Source organism: Brachybacterium tyrofermentans, assembly GCF_039526165.1.
Lineage (GTDB): Bacteria > Actinomycetota > Actinomycetes > Actinomycetales > Dermabacteraceae > Brachybacterium > Brachybacterium tyrofermentans.
Genome location: NZ_BAAAIR010000033.1, coordinates 12,832 through 28,654, shown reverse-complemented (window position 1 = coordinate 28,654; position 15,823 = coordinate 12,832). Strand labels below are relative to the sequence as shown.

Sequence of the window (15,823 nt, the reverse complement as noted above, 5' to 3'; positions counted from 1 at the left end):
ATCGCGCCACACGACGCGATGACCGAGCGCCCGGATCAGTCCCCGATCACCTCCCCCCGCTCCGAGCGGGTGCGGAAGGTGGCGGCACTGGCCGGGCGCTCTGCTCGTCGCAAGCAGCAGATGTTCCGCGTGGAGGGGCCGCAGTCGATCCGTTCGCTGCTCGCCCATCGCGCCGATCTCGCGCGCGAGGTGTTCACCACCGCCCGAGCCGACGCCGCCCATCCCGAGCTGGCGGACCTTGCCCGCGAGGCCGGGATCACGGTGCACGAGGTGGAGGACCAGATCATCCGCGCCATGGTGCGCGAGGACGCCACCGGGCCGAGCCCTGACGGCGCGCAGCCGGACGGCGCGGCCAGCGGCACCCTGACGAGCCCTCAAGGCGTGCTGGCCCTCGGACATCTGCCCGCGGAGGACCCGTCGGCCGCCGTCGCGGCGATCGCCGCCCTGCCGCAGCAGCAGCCGGTCACGGTGGTCGTCCTGCACGAAGTGCGTGACCCCGGCAACGTGGGCACGCTGATCCGTACGGCCGACGCCGCCGGAGCGGACCTGGTCGTGCTCACCCGCACCTGCGCCGATCCCTATGCCCCGAAGGCCGTGCGTGCCTCCGTGGGAAGCCTCTTCCATCTGCCGGTCGTCACCGGCGCCGAGATCGACGACGTGCTGGAGGCTCTGCACGGCGCGCAGGTCACCGCCGCCGCGACCAGCGGCTACGCGGAGGCGGAGCTGTTCACGGCGGAGCTGCCCTCCCGGATCGCGTGGATCCTCGGGAACGAGGCGCACGGACTGGACGAGCACACCCTCGAGGCGGCGCCCCTGGCGGTGCGCATCCCCCTGGCCGGGCACGCCGAATCCCTGAACGTCCACACCGCCGCGACGGTATGCCTGTTCGAGACGCTCCGCCGCAGGCAGGCCCGGGAATGACCTCACGTGCCCTGCGCATCGGGGCGGCCGTCGTGCCGATGCTGCTGGTTCTCACCGTCGCCTCCGCGCTGGTCGGGCTGCTCGCCACCGGCGCCGCCACCCCGGCGACCCTGGTGCCCGCGTCACCGCTGGTCACCTGGGGTCTGCCCGTCGTCCGAGCCCTGCACCATCTGGGGCTGCTGCTCGCGATCGGAGCCGGCGGCACCGCCGTGCTCCTCCAGCCCGGCCCGTCCCGGCGCGAGGTCACGACGCTGGATCCTGCGCGACGCGCCACCGTCCGCCTCGGCGCCGTCGGTGCTCTGCTGTGGGCCGTCGCCGCGATCGCCCAGATCCCGCTGGGAGGGCTGGAGGCCGCGGGATCGGGCTCCGGACTGAATGTCTGGGACATCGCGCTCGGCACCGATCTCGGCAAGCTCCAGCTCTCCGTGGGGATCGCCGCGACGATCTCGGCGCTGGCCTATGCGCTCGCGCGGTCCACCACTCTGGCCTGCTGGGGGCTCGCCTTCGCCGGGATCGGGGTGGGCGCCCTCGGTCTGGCCGGCCACGCCGGGGCGAGCCTGGACCACACGAACGCGGTCAACGCGATGGCGCTGCACCTCGTGGCCGTGTCGGTCTGGGCCGGCGGCCTGCTGGTGATCGCACTGATCGCTCCACGCCTGGAGGACGCGCAGCTCGCCACGACCGTGCGCCGCTTCTCGCCCTGGGCCCTGGCGGCCGTGGCGTCGCTCGCGGTCAGCGGGGTGCTGAGCGCCGTCATCCGCCTCTCGGGCTGGAGCGACCTGCTCACCACCGGGTACGGCCGCGTCGTGCTCGTGAAGGCCGTGGGGCTGCTGGTCCTGGCCGGGATCGGTGCCGCCCAGCGTCGACGGCTCGGGGACCGGCTGCGCTTCCGGCACCTGGCCGCGACCGAGGGGATCGTGATGGCCGCCGTGATCGGCGCCTCGATCGCCCTGGGCAGGTCCGCCCCGCCCGTGCCGCAGGTGGTCCCCGCCGTCGGCGATCTGAAGACCCTCTCGCTGGTCGGCTACCTGCCGCCCGCGAAGGCCTTCGGCCCGGGAACCATGTTCACGGTGATCCAGCCCGACTGGATCGCGCTCCTGCTGGCTGCGGCGATGGCCGCGCTCTACGTGACGGGCGTCGTGCGCCTGGTGCGACGTGGGGACACCTGGCCGTGGATCCGCACGCTCGCCTTCCTGGCCGGCTGCGTGGCCTTCGCCTGGGTGCTCAGCGGGGGAGCGGCGGCCTGGGGCCGGTTCCGCTTCGACGCCCACATGGTCCAGCACATGGCGATGATGATGATCGCGCCGCCGCTGTGGGTGCTGGGCGGGCCGGTCACGCTGCTCTCCCGCGCCGTCGCCCCGCGCACCGACGGGTCCCGGGGGATCCGCGAATGGGTGCTCGCCGCGCTGCACTCCCGGTACGCGCAGATCCTCTCCTCCCCGCCGCTCGCGGGCCTGATCTTCGCCGGCTCCCTGGTGATCTTCTACTTCTCGCCCCTCTTCGAGGCCGCGATGTACTCCCACCTCGGGCACGTGCTCATGACGGTGCACTTCCTGGCCTCGGGCTACCTCTTCGCCTGGGTGCTGATCGGGGTGGACCCCTCGACGAAGCCGATCAACCCGATCCTGAAGCTGATCACCCTGCTGGTGACGCTCGCCTTCCACGCCTTCTTCGGCGTCGCGATGGTCTCGGCGACCTGGCTGATCGCCCCGGACTGGTACCACCAGCTGGCGATGTACACCGATGAGCAGCTGATGCTGATCCAGGTGCGCGGCGGCACGATCATGTGGGCGATCTCCGAGGTCCCCACCGTCGGCTACGCGATCATCGTCGCCGCGATGTGGATGAAGTCCGACGACCGCCGGGCCCGCCAGTACGACCGCAAGGCCGAGCGCGACGGCGGTGCCGAGCTCGAGGCGTACAACGCCTACCTCGCCAGCCTGCAGGGCAGGGCCGGCGCGCCGTCGGCCGCTCCCTCAGTCTCGGGAGCGGCCGACGAGGAGCCCGCGCAGGGGGCGTCCCCGCGCGAGGACGAGTCGCCGCCGCCGACCTGACGAGGCGACGAGCTCGCGGGGTCGGATCCCTCGGGACCCGACCCCGGGCCGCTCACAGCCAGTCGCCGCGAGCTGCCGCCTTCTCGGTCCCGATCGTGGTGTCCGGGCCGTGGCCGGTATGCACGACGGTGTCGTCCGGCAGCGCGAACAGACGCTCCCTGATCGACTCCTCGATGGTCTCCCGCGAGGAGAACGAGCGACCGGTCGCCCCCGGACCGCCCTGGAACAGCGTGTCGCCGCTGAACACGGCGCCGAGATCCTCGACGTAGTAGCAGGTCGCCCCGGGGGAGTGGCCCGGGGTGTGGAGCGCCTCGAGGTCCACGCCGGCGATCGTGAACATGTCGCCGTCCTGCACATCGTCGTCCCAGGGCAGGTCACCGTGGGTGAGCTGCCAGACCTCGCGGTCCGCAGGGTTGAGCAGGATGGGCGCCTCGAGCTTCTCGGAGAGCTCGGGGGCCATGCGCACGTGGTCGTCATGGGCATGGGTGAGCAGGATGCCGACGCACTCCCGATCACCCACCAGCTCCAGCACGGTCTTCACATCGTGCGGTGCGTCGAACACGACGCACTGCTCCTCGTCACCGAGCACCCACACGTTGTTCTCGACCTCGTGGGTCTCGCCGTCGAGGCTGAAGGTGCCCGCCGTGACGGCGTGGGCGAGTCGCGCGGTCATCGGCCGACCTCCGCCACGGTGCGCAGGGTGTTCCCGTCGTGCAGGGCGTCCAGCGCCCCGTCGACCCCGGCGAGATCGGTGCGCCCGGTGACGAACCGGTCCAGCGGGAGGCGACCCTGGAGGAACAGGTCGATGAGATAGGGGAAGTCCCGTTCGGGCAGGCAGTCGCCGTACCAGGAGGACTTCAGCGAGCCGCCCCGGCCGAAGATGTCCAGCATCGGCAGCGTGAGCTCGACGTCCGGGCGGGGGACCCCCACCAGCACCACGCGACCGGCGAGGTCACGGGCGTAGAACGCCGTCTCGTAGGTCTGGGGGATCCCGACCGCGTCGACGACCAGATCCGCTCCGAAACCGCCGGTGAGCTCCTGGACCTTCTCGGCGACCTCCTGCGGGGAAAGACCCTTCGTCGCGAGGGTGTGGGTGGCCCCGAGCTCCTGAGCGGCGGCGAGCTTCTTCTCGTCGACGTCGAGGCCGATGATGGTGGTCGCGCCGGCGAGCTTCGCGCCGGCGATCGCCGCGCAGCCCACGCCGCCCAGGCCGATCACAGCGACGGATTCGCCGCGCTGCACCGCGCCGGTGTTGATCGCGGCGCCGATGCCGGCCATGACGCCGCAGCCCAGCAGCCCGGCGACCTCGGCCGGGGCCTCCTCGGAGACCTTCGTGCACTGGCCTTCGTGGACCAGGGTCTTCTCCGCGAAGGAGCCGATGCCGAGCGCGGCGGTCAGCTCGGTGCCGTCGCTGAGGGTCATGGGCTTCGAGGCGTTGTGGGTGTCGAAGCAGTACTGCTGGACGCCCTTCGTGCAGGCGCGGCACTCACCGCACACGGCACGCCAGTTCAGCACCACGTAGTCGCCGACCTCCACATGGGTGACGGACTCGCCGATCACGGAGACGCGACCGGCGGACTCGTGACCCAGCAGGAAGGGGAAGTCATCGTTGATGTCGCCGTCGCGGTACGCGAGGTCGGTGTGGCACACACCGGTGGCCTCGATGTCGACGATGACGTCGTGCGGACCCGGATCGGGGATCACGATGTCGACGAGCTCGGCGGGCTGCCTGGCGGCACGGGCGACGACACCCTGGACCGTCGTGGACATGGGGGCCTCCTGACTCCTCGGGGCGAGGGTAGACGTTGTCCCCTCCAGGCTAAGCGATGTGGCGTGGATTGCCTCGTGCGGAGGTCCGTCGCCGATCCCTCCTAGAATGGTCCGCGGTGCCCCCGCTCCGGACGTCGCTCCGGCGCGGCGCCCGTGACCACTCAGGACTTCTCAGGACGAAAGCGATACCCGTGTCCGACACATCCCCTGCGCCCGAGGCGCCCTCGATCGACGAGGCGGCGATCACCGCGGCGATCGATGCCGCGCTCGCTGCGATCGCCGCTGCCCCCGATACCGCCGCGCTGAAGCAGGTGCGCATCGAGCACGTGGGCGATGCGAGCGTGCTGACCTCCGCGAACCGCGCCATCAAGGACCTCCCCAAGGACCAGAAGGCCGCCGCCGGGAAGCTCGTGGGCCAGGGCAAGGGCCGGGTCCAGAAGGCACTGGCCGCACGCCAGGGCGAGCTCGCCGCCGCCGAGGAGGAGGCAGCGCTCGCCGCGGAGACCGTCGACGTCACCCTCCCCACCGACCTGCGACCCCGCGGCGCCTCCCACCCGCTGACCGTGCTCCAGGACCGCATCAACGACTTCTTCGTCGGGATCGGCTGGGAGATCGCCGAGGGCCCGGAGATCGAGTCCCAATGGCTGAACTTCGACGCGCTCAACGCCGACCCCGAGCATCCCTCCCGCTCCCTGCAGGACACCCTGTACGTGGCGCCCGAGGGCTCGGGGATGCTGCTGCGCACGCAGACCTCCCCGGTGCAGATCCGCTCGATGCTCGAGCGCGGCGCCCCGCTGTACGTCGCCTGCCCCGGCACCGTGTACCGCGCCGACGAGATCGACGCGACGCACTCGCCGATGTTCACCCAGGTCGAGGGCCTCGCCATCGACAAGGGCCTGACCATGGCGAACCTCGTGGGCACCCTGGACGCCTTCGCCGCGCACATCTTCGGCGGGGCGCCGATCACGCGCCTGCGCCCCAACCACTTCCCCTTCACCGAGCCCAGCGCCGAGATGGACTTCCGCTGCTTCAGCTGCGGGGCCCGCGAGGGGCTCGACCACGACGCGGACCCGAACTGCCGGGTGTGCGGCGGCACCGGCTGGATCGAGATGGGCGGCTGCGGCATGGTCCACCCGAACGTGCTGCGCGCGGCCGGGGTGGACCCCGAGGAGTACCAGGGCTTCGCCTTCGGCCTCGGGATCGAGCGCATCCTCATGCTCCGCAACGGAGTGTCGGACATGCGCGACATCGTGGAGGGCGACGTCCGCTTCTCCCAGCACTACGGTACGGAGATCTGAGATGCCCCGCATTCCCCTGACCTGGCTCGCCGAGCACACCGAGCTGCCCGCCGGAACCTCCGCCCTGCAGGTCGCCACCGACCTCTCCCGCGTCGGCCTCGAGGAGGAGGCGATCTTCGGCGCCCAGGTGACCGGACCGCTCGTCGTCGGCCGCGTGCTGGAGCTCGTCAAGGAGCCCCAGAAGAACGGCAAGACGATCAACTGGGTGCGCGTGGACGTCGGCCCCGAGCACAACGAGGACCTCGACAACCCCAAGGACCCGCAGCCCGGCGAGGAGCGACCCAGCCGCGGCATCATCTGCGGCGCGCACAACTTCGTCGAGGGAGATCTCGTCGTCGTCTCCCTGCCCGGCACCGTGCTGCCCGGCGACTTCGCGATCGCTGCCCGCAAGACCTACGGCCACGTCTCCGACGGCATGATCTGCTCCGGCGACGAGCTGGGCCTGGGCGAGGACCCCACCGGCGAGGACGGCATCATCGTGCTGGGCCGCGGCCACGCCGAGGGCCTGACCGGCGAGCCCGGTGACGACGCGATCGCCCTGCTCGGCCTGGCCGACGAGGTCGTCGAGATCAACGTGACCCCGGACCGCGGATACTGCTTCTCGATGCGCGGCGTGGCCCGGGAGTACTCCCACGCCACCGGTGTCGCCTACACCGATCCGGCCTCCACCGTCGAGATCCCCTCCGCCGAGGACGGCGGGCTCGCCGTCCGGCTGCGCGACGACGCCCCCATCCGGGACGTCGAGGGCTGCTCGCGCTTCGTGGCTCTCGAGGTCCGCGGCGTGGACCCCGCTGCGCAGACCCCGCGCTGGATGGCGCGTCGGCTGACCCTGGCCGGCATGCGCCCGATCTCGCTGATCGTGGATGTCACCAACTACGTGATGCTCGACCTCGGCCAGCCGCTGCATGCGTACGATGCGGACGAGGTCGTCGCCCCGATCGTGGTGCGCCGCGCCCAGAAGGGCGAGAAGCTCACCACCCTGGACGACGTCACCCGCACGCTCGACGCCGAGGACCTGCTGATCACCGACAGCGAGGGCGGCGAGGGCGCTCGCGTGCTCGGCATCGCCGGCGTGATGGGCGGGGAGTCCACCGAGGTCTCCGAGGGCACCGCGAACATCGTGCTCGAGGCGGCGACCTTCCACCCGATCTCGGTGGCCCGCTCCGCGCGACGCCACCGTCTCCCCTCGGAGGCCTCCAAGCGCTTCGAGCGCGGCGTGGACCCGCAGCTGCCCCGCGTGGCCGCCTACCGGGCCGCCCAGCTGATCGTGGAGTACGGCGGCGGTGAGATCGCGTCCCGCATCACCGACGAGGGCGGCATCGCGGGGCCCGCGGCCGCACCGATCGCGCTGCCGCTCGGCGACGCCGAGCGCGTGGTCGGCATCGCCTACACCCCGCAGCAGGTGCGCAGCAGCCTCGAGATGATCGGCTGCACCGTGGAGGACGGGACGGGCGACGGTGCCGAGGGCACGCTCGCCGTCACCCCGCCGTCCTGGCGCCCGGACCTCGTCATCCGCGAGGACCTGATCGAGGAGATCGCCCGCCTGGTCGGCTACGAGACCATCCCCTCCGTGCTGCCCACAGCCCCCGGTGGTCGCGGCCTCACGCGCGCTCAGAGAGCTCGCCGCGCCGCGAACCGTGCACTCGCCGAGGCCGGGCTCGTCGAGGTCACCTCGTACCCGTTCGTCGGCGAGGGCATCTTCGACGCCCTGCGGTACGCGCAAGACGATGCCCGCCGTGGCGCGGTGCGCCTGCTGAACCCGCTGGCCGACGACGAACCCCTGCTGCGCACGTCGCTGCTGCAGACCCTGCTGCCCGTGGCGCGACGCAACCTCGGCCGCGGCGAGGAATCGGTGGCGATCTTCCAGCTCGGCACCACGTCCCTCTCCCGCGGAGAGGGCTCCCGCTCGCCGGTCCCCGCCGCTGCGCAGCGACCCTCCGACGCCGAGCTCGAGGCCATCCTGGGGGCGCTCCCGCTCCAGACCCGCACCCTGGCAGCCGTGGTCGGCGGCGCGTCCGGTCCGGGATCGTGGCAAGGCGAGGTCGCCCCGTGGGGCTGGGCCGATGCCTTCGACCTGGCCCGTCGCGCGGCCGCCGCCGTCGGCGCGGATCTCGAGGTGCGACAGACCGAGCGCGCGCCCTTCCACCCCGGTCGCGCCGGCGAGCTGCGGGTCACCGCGGCCGACGGGACGAGCACGGTCATCGGCCACGCCGGTGAGCTGCACCCCGCCGTGGTCACGGAGTTCGGGCTGCCCGCGCGCACCAGCGCCCTCGAGCTCGACCTCGAGGCGCTGATCGCCTCCGCCCCGGCAGTGATCGCGGCGGCGCCGGTGCCGACGTACCCGGTGGCGAAGGAGGACTTCGCCTTCGTGGTCGACCAGAGCGTGCCGGCCGCGGCCGTCGAGGCGGCGATCGTGGTGGGCATCGGCGACCTCGCCGAGAGCGTCCACCTGTTCGATGTCTTCACCGGTGAGCAGATCGGTGAGGGCAAGAAGTCGCTCGCGTTCGCGGTGCGTCTGCGGTCCGCCGAGGCCACCCTGACCGCGGAGCAGATCGGCGCGGCGCGCTCGCGCTGCATCGCGGCGGTCGATTCGGCCGTGGGCGGCGTGCTGCGCGCGTGACCTCCTCCGACAGCGGCGCGGGCCGCCGGCTCCCGACGGACCGGCGGCCCGTGCCGTCTGCGTCGGGGCCGACGGCGCCCAGCGGGCTCGGGGCCGCGGACTACCGCGGCCTGAGCCTCGACGTCGGGCGCAAGTCCTTCACCGCCGACGCCGTCGTGCAGCTCATCGGCCGGCTCGGTGAGCTGGGCTTCACCGCCCTGCACCTCCATCTCACCGAGACCCATCGTGTGGGGGTGCGGCTCCCGGGCTTCGAGGAGCTCGCGGCCGACGACGCCTGGGGCACGGAGGACGTGGCGCAGATCGTGGCCGCGGCCGAGGCGGCCGGCATCGCGCTCCTGCCCGAGATCGATCTGCCCTCCCACGCCGCGGCACTGCTCGTGGGGCGGGAGCATCTCCAGCTCGTGGATCGCCACGGCCACGTCCACGAGGACCGCCTCGACATCTCCCGGCCCGAGGCCCTCGAGCTCGCTCTCGACCTGATGGAGGCCGTCGCCGGACTGTTCCCCGGCGACGCGATCCACCTGGGAGGGGACGAGTTCTTCGCGGCGCCCTGGGAGGACGAGGACGCCCAGAACCCCGAGCGCTTCCCGAGCCTTCTCGCGCACGCCCGGTCACTCGTGGGGCCGGCGGCGACGGCTCTGGACTCCTACGCCCTCTTCGTCAACACCCTCGCAGCTCGAGCGATCGAGCTCGGCCGCACTCCGCTGCTGTGGAACGACCATGTGGTGCCTGCCTCCGACGAACCCCTCGCGCCGATCAGCACCGACGTGGTGCTCGACGTGTGGATCCGCTGGCGGGACTGGACCCCGTCGGTCGAGGATTACCTGCGTTCCGGGTATCGGGTGATCAACTCCCACGGCGACCAGCTCTACGCCGTGCTCTCCGAGGACGGGCCCTTCGCGCCCCATGGTGCGCGGCGTTTCGGCCTGCTCACCGACACCTTCTCGCCCCGACGGTTCATGGGCCTCGCTGCTGAGGACGTGCATCTCGAGGTCCCAGCCGTTTCCGCGGGAACGCCCGACCCCGTGCTCGGGGCGTCCCTGTCCGTGTGGTGCGACGCCCCGGACGTGATGGGGGAGCGGGAGCTCCTGGAGCGCCTCGACACCTGGATCGTGCCCTTCGCGCGGATCATGGCGGCCACTGGCCTGGCAGAGAGCTCCGAGGCATGGAACGATGGGCGCTCAACCGATTGAGTACCGAGGAGACATCGTGGTCGCCAGCCCTTATCCGCGTACCGCCCTGCAGATGGCGTATTTCAGGACATGGCATGACAGGGTCGCTGACCCGACGAAGCCCAACAGCTTCGGAGACATCCCGGCCGAGGTGGATGTCGCCTTCGTCTTCCCGGATTTCACCCCGCCGCAGAACCCTTTCTGGCGCACTCTGCGCGAGGAGTATGTGCCGGCGCTGCATGAGAGAGGGACTCGTGTCGTGCGCACGACCGACATCAGCGCCCTGCTCGATCCGTCCTTCCCCGACACCGCGACCGGCCACCGGGACCTGGCGGAGAAGCTCGTGACCGAGCTGGTCCACGAGCACGGTCTCGATGGACTGGATATCGACATGGAGAGCTATCTCGATGCGGAGCAGGCCGAACGCGCCGCGGGCGTCTTCCACGAGCTGGCGCGGCTCGTCGGCAAGGAGTCCGGAACGGACTCCCTGCTGATCTACGACACGAATCTCGGCGGTGACGAGCAGGTCTTCCAGCACACCGCTGATCTCTACGACTACGTCCTGGTGCAGTCCTACGGTCGCACGGTCGAGAGCCTGCAGGAGACCTGGGACAGTTTTGCTCCGCTGATCCCGGCGGAGCGCTACCTCATCGGGTTCTCCTTCTACGAGGAGTTTGACCTCAACCGGTGGGACGACACCTCGGAACCCTTCGAGACGTCACGGGCAGTCGACTATGCGGACTGGCAGCCGGACGGCGCCACCAAGGCGGGGGTGTTCTCCTACGCGGTCGACCGCGACGGAGTGGAGTTCCTCGACGACAGGATCACGGAAACGGGCTACACCTGGACTCGCCGCCTTTCGGAGCGTCTGCACCGCGGCGACGCGTGAACCGTCTTTCGGAGCGTCTGCACCGCGGGGACGCGTGAACCTTCTGCAACGCAACGCAGCGCAGCGCAATGCAATGCAGTTCCCCGCAGCGCTCTGGGGACCGTGGCGCGGCCGTGGCGGTGAGGAAAGGCCGACGGGCCCGGATCCTGGGCGGGAGAGCTCAGGAACCGGGCCCGTTGGCCGTCGCGGTCTGGTGCCGGTGGACAGCGAGGCGCCTCCCGGACGATCGGATCAGGCCGGTTCGATGGCCATGAGCAGCTGGGTCATGTTGCCCATCCCATTGATCCTCGGGAAGTAGTCGACATCAGCAGGGTCCGGGATGCCGGTCCAGTTGAGTTCGGTGTACATGATGCCCGTACCGCCTCCTTGCACGGGTGCGTGCGGCGCCTGCTCGAGGAAGGCCTGCTGCACCCCTTGGACCCCCTCCGCGATCTGATCCTGGGTCTCCGGGGTATTGAGCGTGGAGACGAGGATCTGCATCTTCTCCTCGGCTTCGTCGCCCCATGCCCACCGTCCCCAGTTGCCGTTGTTGGTCTCTTCCTCGAGAGGCAGGATGGGCTGGTCGTACATCGTGTAGTTCGACCAGGGGGAGCCGGGGTAGCCCAGGCCGGTGGCGACCACGTCGAACTCCCCGGTCGAGAGGATGGTGTCCATGACATCCTTCGGCTTCGGGTCGAAGGTGACCGTGACCCCGAGGTTCTTCTCCCAGGTCGAGACGACGATCGGCATGGTCACCATGAACGTCGCGTTGTCGTTCTGGATCTGCAGGCTCAGAGGGTGCTCCTTGCCATCCTTCTCGAGGTTGCCGGCAGCGTTGACGGACCAGTCGGACGCCTCGAGGGCTTTCGTGGCGGCGTCGGTGTCCATCGCCATCGGCTCATTGAACTCGGGCTGCTGCAACGACTCGTTGAGCACCGGGTCCACACCGGCGGCATTCGGCAGCGTGTACGCAATGCCGGAGGCCTCCATCACAGCGCTGTAGTCGATCGCGGCGCGGAATGCCTTGCGGATATTCGCGTCGGCCATCGGGGAGTCGGGATTCGCGGTCATGAAGGCGATGCCCTCCGACGCGCCGTCGGCGATCCACGAGTAATGGTTCGTCTCTGCCATGCCCACGAAGCCCTTGACGACGCCCGGCGCCCCACCCTCGGCGAAGTCGACGTTGCCCTGTGAGATCTGGGTCTCGATGTTGCCAGCCTGACCGGAGGGCACGAACTGCACCTCCCCGACCTCGGACGTCCCGCCCCAGTAGTCGTCCCGCATCGCGTAGGTGACCAGCTGCGTGTCGAAGGCCTTCAGACTTGCCGGCCCGGTGCCGATCGGATCGTCCATGATGTCCTGAGGGAACTCGAGCTTGTCGCCGTCCTGATAGATGTGCGACGGGACGATCGGGTAGTAGAGCGCGAGGTTCACCTCCTGCTGGCGCTGGTCGTCGTTGTACTTCACCGTCACCGTATGGTCGTCCGGGGTCTCGATCGGGGCCGAGAGCCACACGAACTCGTCCTCCGCCGGTTCGGGGTTCGGGGTCCCGTAGATCGAGCCCAGGGTGAACAGCACGTCCTTCGCGGTGAAGGGCTCGCCATCGGACCAGGTCACGTCCTTGCGCAGGTGGTAGGTGACTTCCTTGCCGTCCTCCGAGTGATCGGCGGATTCGGCGAGCATCGGCAGGAGCTGGCCGCCGTCCTTGGAGGAGAGGCGGAAGAGCGGTTCGTAGACGAGGTCGAGGCCGGGTGCGGTGTCACCTCCGCCGTACCGGTTGAAGTTCTTGGCGAACTGATTGGTCGCCGTGACCATCGTGCCGACGACGAACAAGGCGCCGGCGCCGCCGCCGCCTCCGCTGTCGGGCCCGCCGCCGCTGCCGCTGCCGCTGGAGCACGCTGCCGCCGTGGCGGCGATCGAACCGATGCCGAGTGCGCCGAGTGCGCTGCGGCGGGTGAACTGGGGTGAGATCTTCATTGATCGCTCTTTCTCAACGTGCCGAGGTGACGGCGGGGGTGGGGGTGGTGGGGGTGAAGTCGGATCGCTGATCGGCCAGGACGCACAGGACGTCTCGTCCGTCAGGGCTGGTGTAGCGCGGGATGGGGGCGCTGGTGCACTCGGGACGTGCGAGCGGGCACCGGTTCGCGAATCGGCAGCCGAGGACCTCGACCGAGTTGTCGACGGGGGCCGCGGTGGAGGTATCCAACGCGGCGGAATGTCCGGAGCCCTTGAAGTGCGCCGGGTCGGGCGCCGCGTCGAGGAGCAGCCGTGTATAGGGATGAACCGGGTCGCTGACGATCTTCTCGGTGGGCCCGGATTCGATGATCCGACCGCCGTACATGACGTTGATCCGATCCGACAGGTACCGCGCGCTGGCGATGTCATGGGTGATGTAGAGGACCGCGAGTCCCTCGGAGTCCCTCAGATCAGCCAGGAGGTTCAGCACCTCTAGTCGGATGGAGGCGTCGAGCATCGAGGTCGGTTCGTCGGCCAGCAGCACCTTCGGGTTCACGGCCAGCGACTTGGCGATCGCCACTCGTTGTCGCTGCCCTCCTGAGAGATCCGTGGGGTACTGGTCGATATATCGCGAGGCGGGCGTGAGGTTGACCCGTTCGAGGAGCTCGATGACCTTGTCGGCGACGGCGCGGCGGCTCTTGACGATGCGGTGGATGCGCAGAGGGCGCTCGACGATGTGCCGGATCTTCTTCAGCGCGTTCAGGGAGGCGAAGGGGTCCTGGAAGATCAGTTGCGTATCGCGGTAGTAACGACGCTCATCCTTCGCGGCGCGGGCCAGCGGGACCCCGCCCACCAGGACTTCGCCGCCCGTCGGCGGATAGATCAGGGAGAACACGCGTGCGAGGGTGGTCTTGCCTGATCCGGATTCGCCGACGAGGGCGGCGATCTCCCCGGGATGCAGCGTGAAGTCGATGCCGTCGAGTGCGCGTACCGTCACCTTCCCCTCGGGGCTGTCGACGCGGAAGTGCACCGAGAGGTCCCGGGTCTCGAAAACCGGGGCGCGGGAGTCTGATCCCTGATCGGGCCCCTGGTTCTGGTCGAGGTCGTGGTTCGTGCTCATGAGATCGGCTCCTTAGGGTCCGCGGCGGAGTCGCGGTTGCTGCTTCCTGACCGATGACAGGCCGCGACGCCGGTCTCGGTGGGTTCCAGCTCAGGCCGCTCGGTGCGGCAGATGTCGAGTGCGAGCGGGCAGCGAGAGACGAATGAGCATCCCTGGGGCAGGTTGAGCAGGTCAGGCGGAGTCCCGGGAATTCCGGACATGCGCCGGACGGGCTCGGACAGGGGTGGGAACGATGCCCGCAGCCCGCGTGTGTACGGGTGCTGGGCGTCCTCGTAGAGCTGTTCGGGCATCCCGATCTCCACGATGCGACCCCCGTACATGATCGCGATGCGGTCGGAGATCTCGAGCAGCAGAGAGAGGTCATGGGTGACGAACACGATGGCGAAACCCAGAGTGGCCTGCAGCTGGAGGATCTGCGTGAGGATCTGACGCTGCATGACGACATCCACCGCAGTGGTCGGCTCGTCCATGAACACGATCTCGGGGTCCGAGGCGAGGGAGAGCGCGATCAGCGCACGCTGCTGCATCCCGCCGGAGAGCTGGTAGGAGTACGACTGCAATCGGGCCGACGGGATCCCGACCATCTCGAGCAGCTCTCCGGCTCGCGCCGTTGCAGAGGCCTTCGTCGCCGATCGATCGTGCTCCAGGATCACGTCGATGAACTGGGTCTCGAGCCTCATGACCGGGTTGAGGGACGCCATCGCGGACTGCATGACGATGGAGAGCGACGTCCACCTGTAGCTGCGCAGCTCGTCCTCGGACAGCGCGGTCAGGTCGACGGGGCTGCCGACGTCGGGATGGAAGGTGACGGTGCCGGCGCTGGTGACGGCTGGGGCTCGCTGGAGGCGTGACAGGGCATTCAGCAGAGTCGACTTCCCCGAGGCGGATTCTCCGGCGATACCGAGGATCTCCCCGCGGCGCAGCTGGATGTCGATGTCCCGGCAGGCCGGCACCTCCCCGCTCTCGGTCACGTAGGTGACGTCCAGTCCCTTGGCTTCGAGGAGCAGAGGCGACTCCTCGAGCCGCCGGGCGATCTGCGCCGTGGTCTCGACCGGGACCTGGGATGCCCCGAGGACCTCGGGTCCGCTGAGTGTGCTGGCAGTGATGCTCATGAGGTAGCTCCCGCGGGGACCTTGTCGGGCGTGCTCGGTGTGGAACGGCGGCGGTTGCGCTTGAGGAACTTGCGCATGAGGGACAGCCGCTTCGAGCTGAGGGTCGGATTGGTGATCTCATCCAGCCCGAAATTCACCATCGTGGTCGCGAATCCGAGGAGTGCGAGGCACAGCCCCGGCGGCACGAACCACCACCACATGCCGCGGAAGAGCGCGTTCATGCCGAAGGCATAGTTGATGATCAGCCCCCAGCTGGGCTCGGCGGCGCTGCCGATCCCGAGCATCGCCATGGAGGCCTGCATCCCGACGCCTGCCGCGATGAGGGTGAGGAAGATCGGAGAGATGATCCCGAACATGTGGGGCATCACCTCGACGAAGACGATGCGGAGCTTGGACTCGCCGACCGTTCGCAGGGCCGTGGTGAAGTCGCGCCCGCGCAGGCTGAGCGCCTGGGCCCGGATGCGTCTCGCGCCGCCGGTCCACTCGAAGAGTCCGATCAGGAGGGAGACGACGATCAGAGGCATCTCGCGCCAGAAGGTCGCCGCGATGATCAGGACGGGGAACGAGGGGAGGTTCTGGAAGATCAGGATCAGTCCGTTGAGCAGACGATCCGTGATTCCGCCGAGGAACCCGGCGGCCGTTCCCATCGCGATGGCGATGAAGGACGCGATGATGGCGGACGCGAACCCGACGAACATCGAGTTGTAAGTTCCGTGCATCATCCAGGTCAGGACGTCCTGACCCGAGACGGTCGTCCCGAGCGGATGGGACCAGGACGGACCGACCCCCATCGCCTCCGGGAAGATCGACTGCGGTGTCCGACCCAGCACATGGGTCGAGAACGGCTTTCCGAGGACGGCTACGAGCGTGAAGAAGCCGATGATGGAGAGGCCGATGATGACCTTCGGATTGGACAGGAAACGACGGATCAT

General features: G+C 69.7%; 12 protein-coding genes. 6 read left to right on the top strand and 6 right to left on the bottom strand.

What is annotated here, in order from left to right; translation table 11 throughout:
• Nucleotides 1-18: 18 nt before the first annotated feature.
• Nucleotides 19-921: a TrmH family RNA methyltransferase gene (locus ABD093_RS06930; RefSeq protein ID WP_193117974.1), complete on the top strand. Its 903-nt coding sequence runs from the start codon at nucleotides 19-21 to the stop codon at nucleotides 919-921.
• Entirely contained in the window at nucleotides 918-2,975 is a 2,058-nt protein-coding gene (locus tag ABD093_RS06925) for a bifunctional copper resistance protein CopD/cytochrome c oxidase assembly protein (RefSeq protein WP_193117975.1), read from the top strand. Before ABD093_RS06930 ends, ABD093_RS06925 begins: the two co-directional genes overlap by 4 nt.
• 52 nt (nucleotides 2,976-3,027) lie before the next feature.
• Here ABD093_RS06925 and ABD093_RS06920 read toward each other — a convergent pair whose 3' ends face one another.
• Together ABD093_RS06920 and ABD093_RS06915 are read right to left on the bottom strand one after the other, a co-directional pair.
• Complete coding sequence (locus ABD093_RS06920) at nucleotides 3,028-3,648, bottom strand: MBL fold metallo-hydrolase (RefSeq protein ID WP_193117976.1); 621 nt, start codon at nucleotides 3,646-3,648, stop codon at nucleotides 3,028-3,030.
• A complete protein-coding gene (locus ABD093_RS06915) occupies nucleotides 3,645-4,745 on the bottom strand; it encodes an S-(hydroxymethyl)mycothiol dehydrogenase (RefSeq protein ID WP_193117977.1) in 1,101 nt (366 codons plus the stop codon). The genes ABD093_RS06920 and ABD093_RS06915 overlap by 4 nt, the downstream gene beginning before the upstream one ends.
• Before the next feature lie 191 nt (nucleotides 4,746-4,936).
• Here ABD093_RS06915 and pheS point away from each other — a divergent pair, with 191 nt between their 5' ends.
• Genes pheS through ABD093_RS06895 form a run of 4 tightly spaced genes read left to right on the top strand, consistent with a single transcriptional unit; the run spans nucleotide 4,937 to nucleotide 10,724 of the window.
• A complete protein-coding gene (gene pheS / locus ABD093_RS06910; RefSeq protein WP_193117978.1) occupies nucleotides 4,937-6,043 on the top strand; it encodes a phenylalanine--tRNA ligase subunit alpha in 1,107 nt (368 codons plus the stop codon).
• Nucleotide 6,044: 1 nt separating this feature from the next.
• Nucleotides 6,045-8,663, top strand: a complete 2,619-nt coding sequence (gene pheT, locus ABD093_RS06905) for a phenylalanine--tRNA ligase subunit beta (protein WP_193117979.1) — start codon at nucleotides 6,045-6,047, stop codon at nucleotides 8,661-8,663.
• Nucleotides 8,660-9,856, top strand: coding sequence for a family 20 glycosylhydrolase (locus ABD093_RS06900; protein ID WP_193117980.1), 1,197 nt, complete (start codon nucleotides 8,660-8,662; stop codon nucleotides 9,854-9,856). Before pheT ends, ABD093_RS06900 begins: the two co-directional genes overlap by 4 nt.
• 16 nt (nucleotides 9,857-9,872) lie before the next feature.
• Nucleotides 9,873-10,724, top strand: a complete 852-nt coding sequence (locus tag ABD093_RS06895) for an EndoS/ChiA family endoglycosidase (RefSeq protein WP_193117981.1) — start codon at nucleotides 9,873-9,875, stop codon at nucleotides 10,722-10,724.
• A gap of 231 nt (nucleotides 10,725-10,955) precedes the next feature.
• Here ABD093_RS06895 and ABD093_RS06890 read toward each other — a convergent pair whose 3' ends face one another.
• From ABD093_RS06890 to ABD093_RS06875, 4 genes are read right to left on the bottom strand one after another with little or no spacing between them, the layout of a single operon-like run.
• Nucleotides 10,956-12,680 carry an ABC transporter substrate-binding protein gene (locus ABD093_RS06890; RefSeq protein ID WP_193117982.1) on the bottom strand — a complete coding sequence of 575 codons (1,725 nt, stop codon included), beginning with the start codon at nucleotides 12,678-12,680 and terminating at the stop codon, nucleotides 10,956-10,958.
• Nucleotides 12,681-12,693: 13 nt separating this feature from the next.
• Nucleotides 12,694-13,779 carry an ABC transporter ATP-binding protein gene (locus ABD093_RS06885; protein ID WP_193117983.1) on the bottom strand — a complete coding sequence of 362 codons (1,086 nt, stop codon included), beginning with the start codon at nucleotides 13,777-13,779 and terminating at the stop codon, nucleotides 12,694-12,696.
• Nucleotides 13,776-14,891: an ABC transporter ATP-binding protein gene (locus tag ABD093_RS06880; RefSeq protein ID WP_343923348.1), complete on the bottom strand. Its 1,116-nt coding sequence runs from the start codon at nucleotides 14,889-14,891 to the stop codon at nucleotides 13,776-13,778. Before ABD093_RS06880 ends, ABD093_RS06885 begins: the two co-directional genes overlap by 4 nt.
• Nucleotides 14,888-15,823: an ABC transporter permease gene (locus tag ABD093_RS06875; protein WP_193117985.1), complete on the bottom strand. Its 936-nt coding sequence runs from the start codon at nucleotides 15,821-15,823 to the stop codon at nucleotides 14,888-14,890. The genes ABD093_RS06880 and ABD093_RS06875 overlap by 4 nt, the downstream gene beginning before the upstream one ends.

Coding starts and splice junctions, on each gene's coding strand:
- ABD093_RS06930 (WP_193117974.1), top strand. CDS start 19: ATGACCGAGCGCCCGGATCAGTCCCCGATCACCTCCCCCCGCTCCGAG.
- ABD093_RS06925 (WP_193117975.1), top strand. CDS start 918: ATGACCTCACGTGCCCTGCGCATCGGGGCGGCCGTCGTGCCGATGCTG.
- ABD093_RS06920 (WP_193117976.1), bottom strand. CDS start 3,648: ATGACCGCGCGACTCGCCCACGCCGTCACGGCGGGCACCTTCAGCCTC.
- ABD093_RS06915 (WP_193117977.1), bottom strand. CDS start 4,745: ATGTCCACGACGGTCCAGGGTGTCGTCGCCCGTGCCGCCAGGCAGCCC.
- pheT (WP_193117979.1), top strand. CDS start 6,045: ATGCCCCGCATTCCCCTGACCTGGCTCGCCGAGCACACCGAGCTGCCC.
- ABD093_RS06890 (WP_193117982.1), bottom strand. CDS start 12,680: ATGAAGATCTCACCCCAGTTCACCCGCCGCAGCGCACTCGGCGCACTC.
- ABD093_RS06885 (WP_193117983.1), bottom strand. CDS start 13,779: ATGAGCACGAACCACGACCTCGACCAGAACCAGGGGCCCGATCAGGGA.
- ABD093_RS06880 (WP_343923348.1), bottom strand. CDS start 14,891: ATGAGCATCACTGCCAGCACACTCAGCGGACCCGAGGTCCTCGGGGCA.
- ABD093_RS06875 (WP_193117985.1), bottom strand. CDS start 15,823: ATGATCCGTCGTTTCCTGTCCAATCCGAAGGTCATCATCGGCCTCTCC.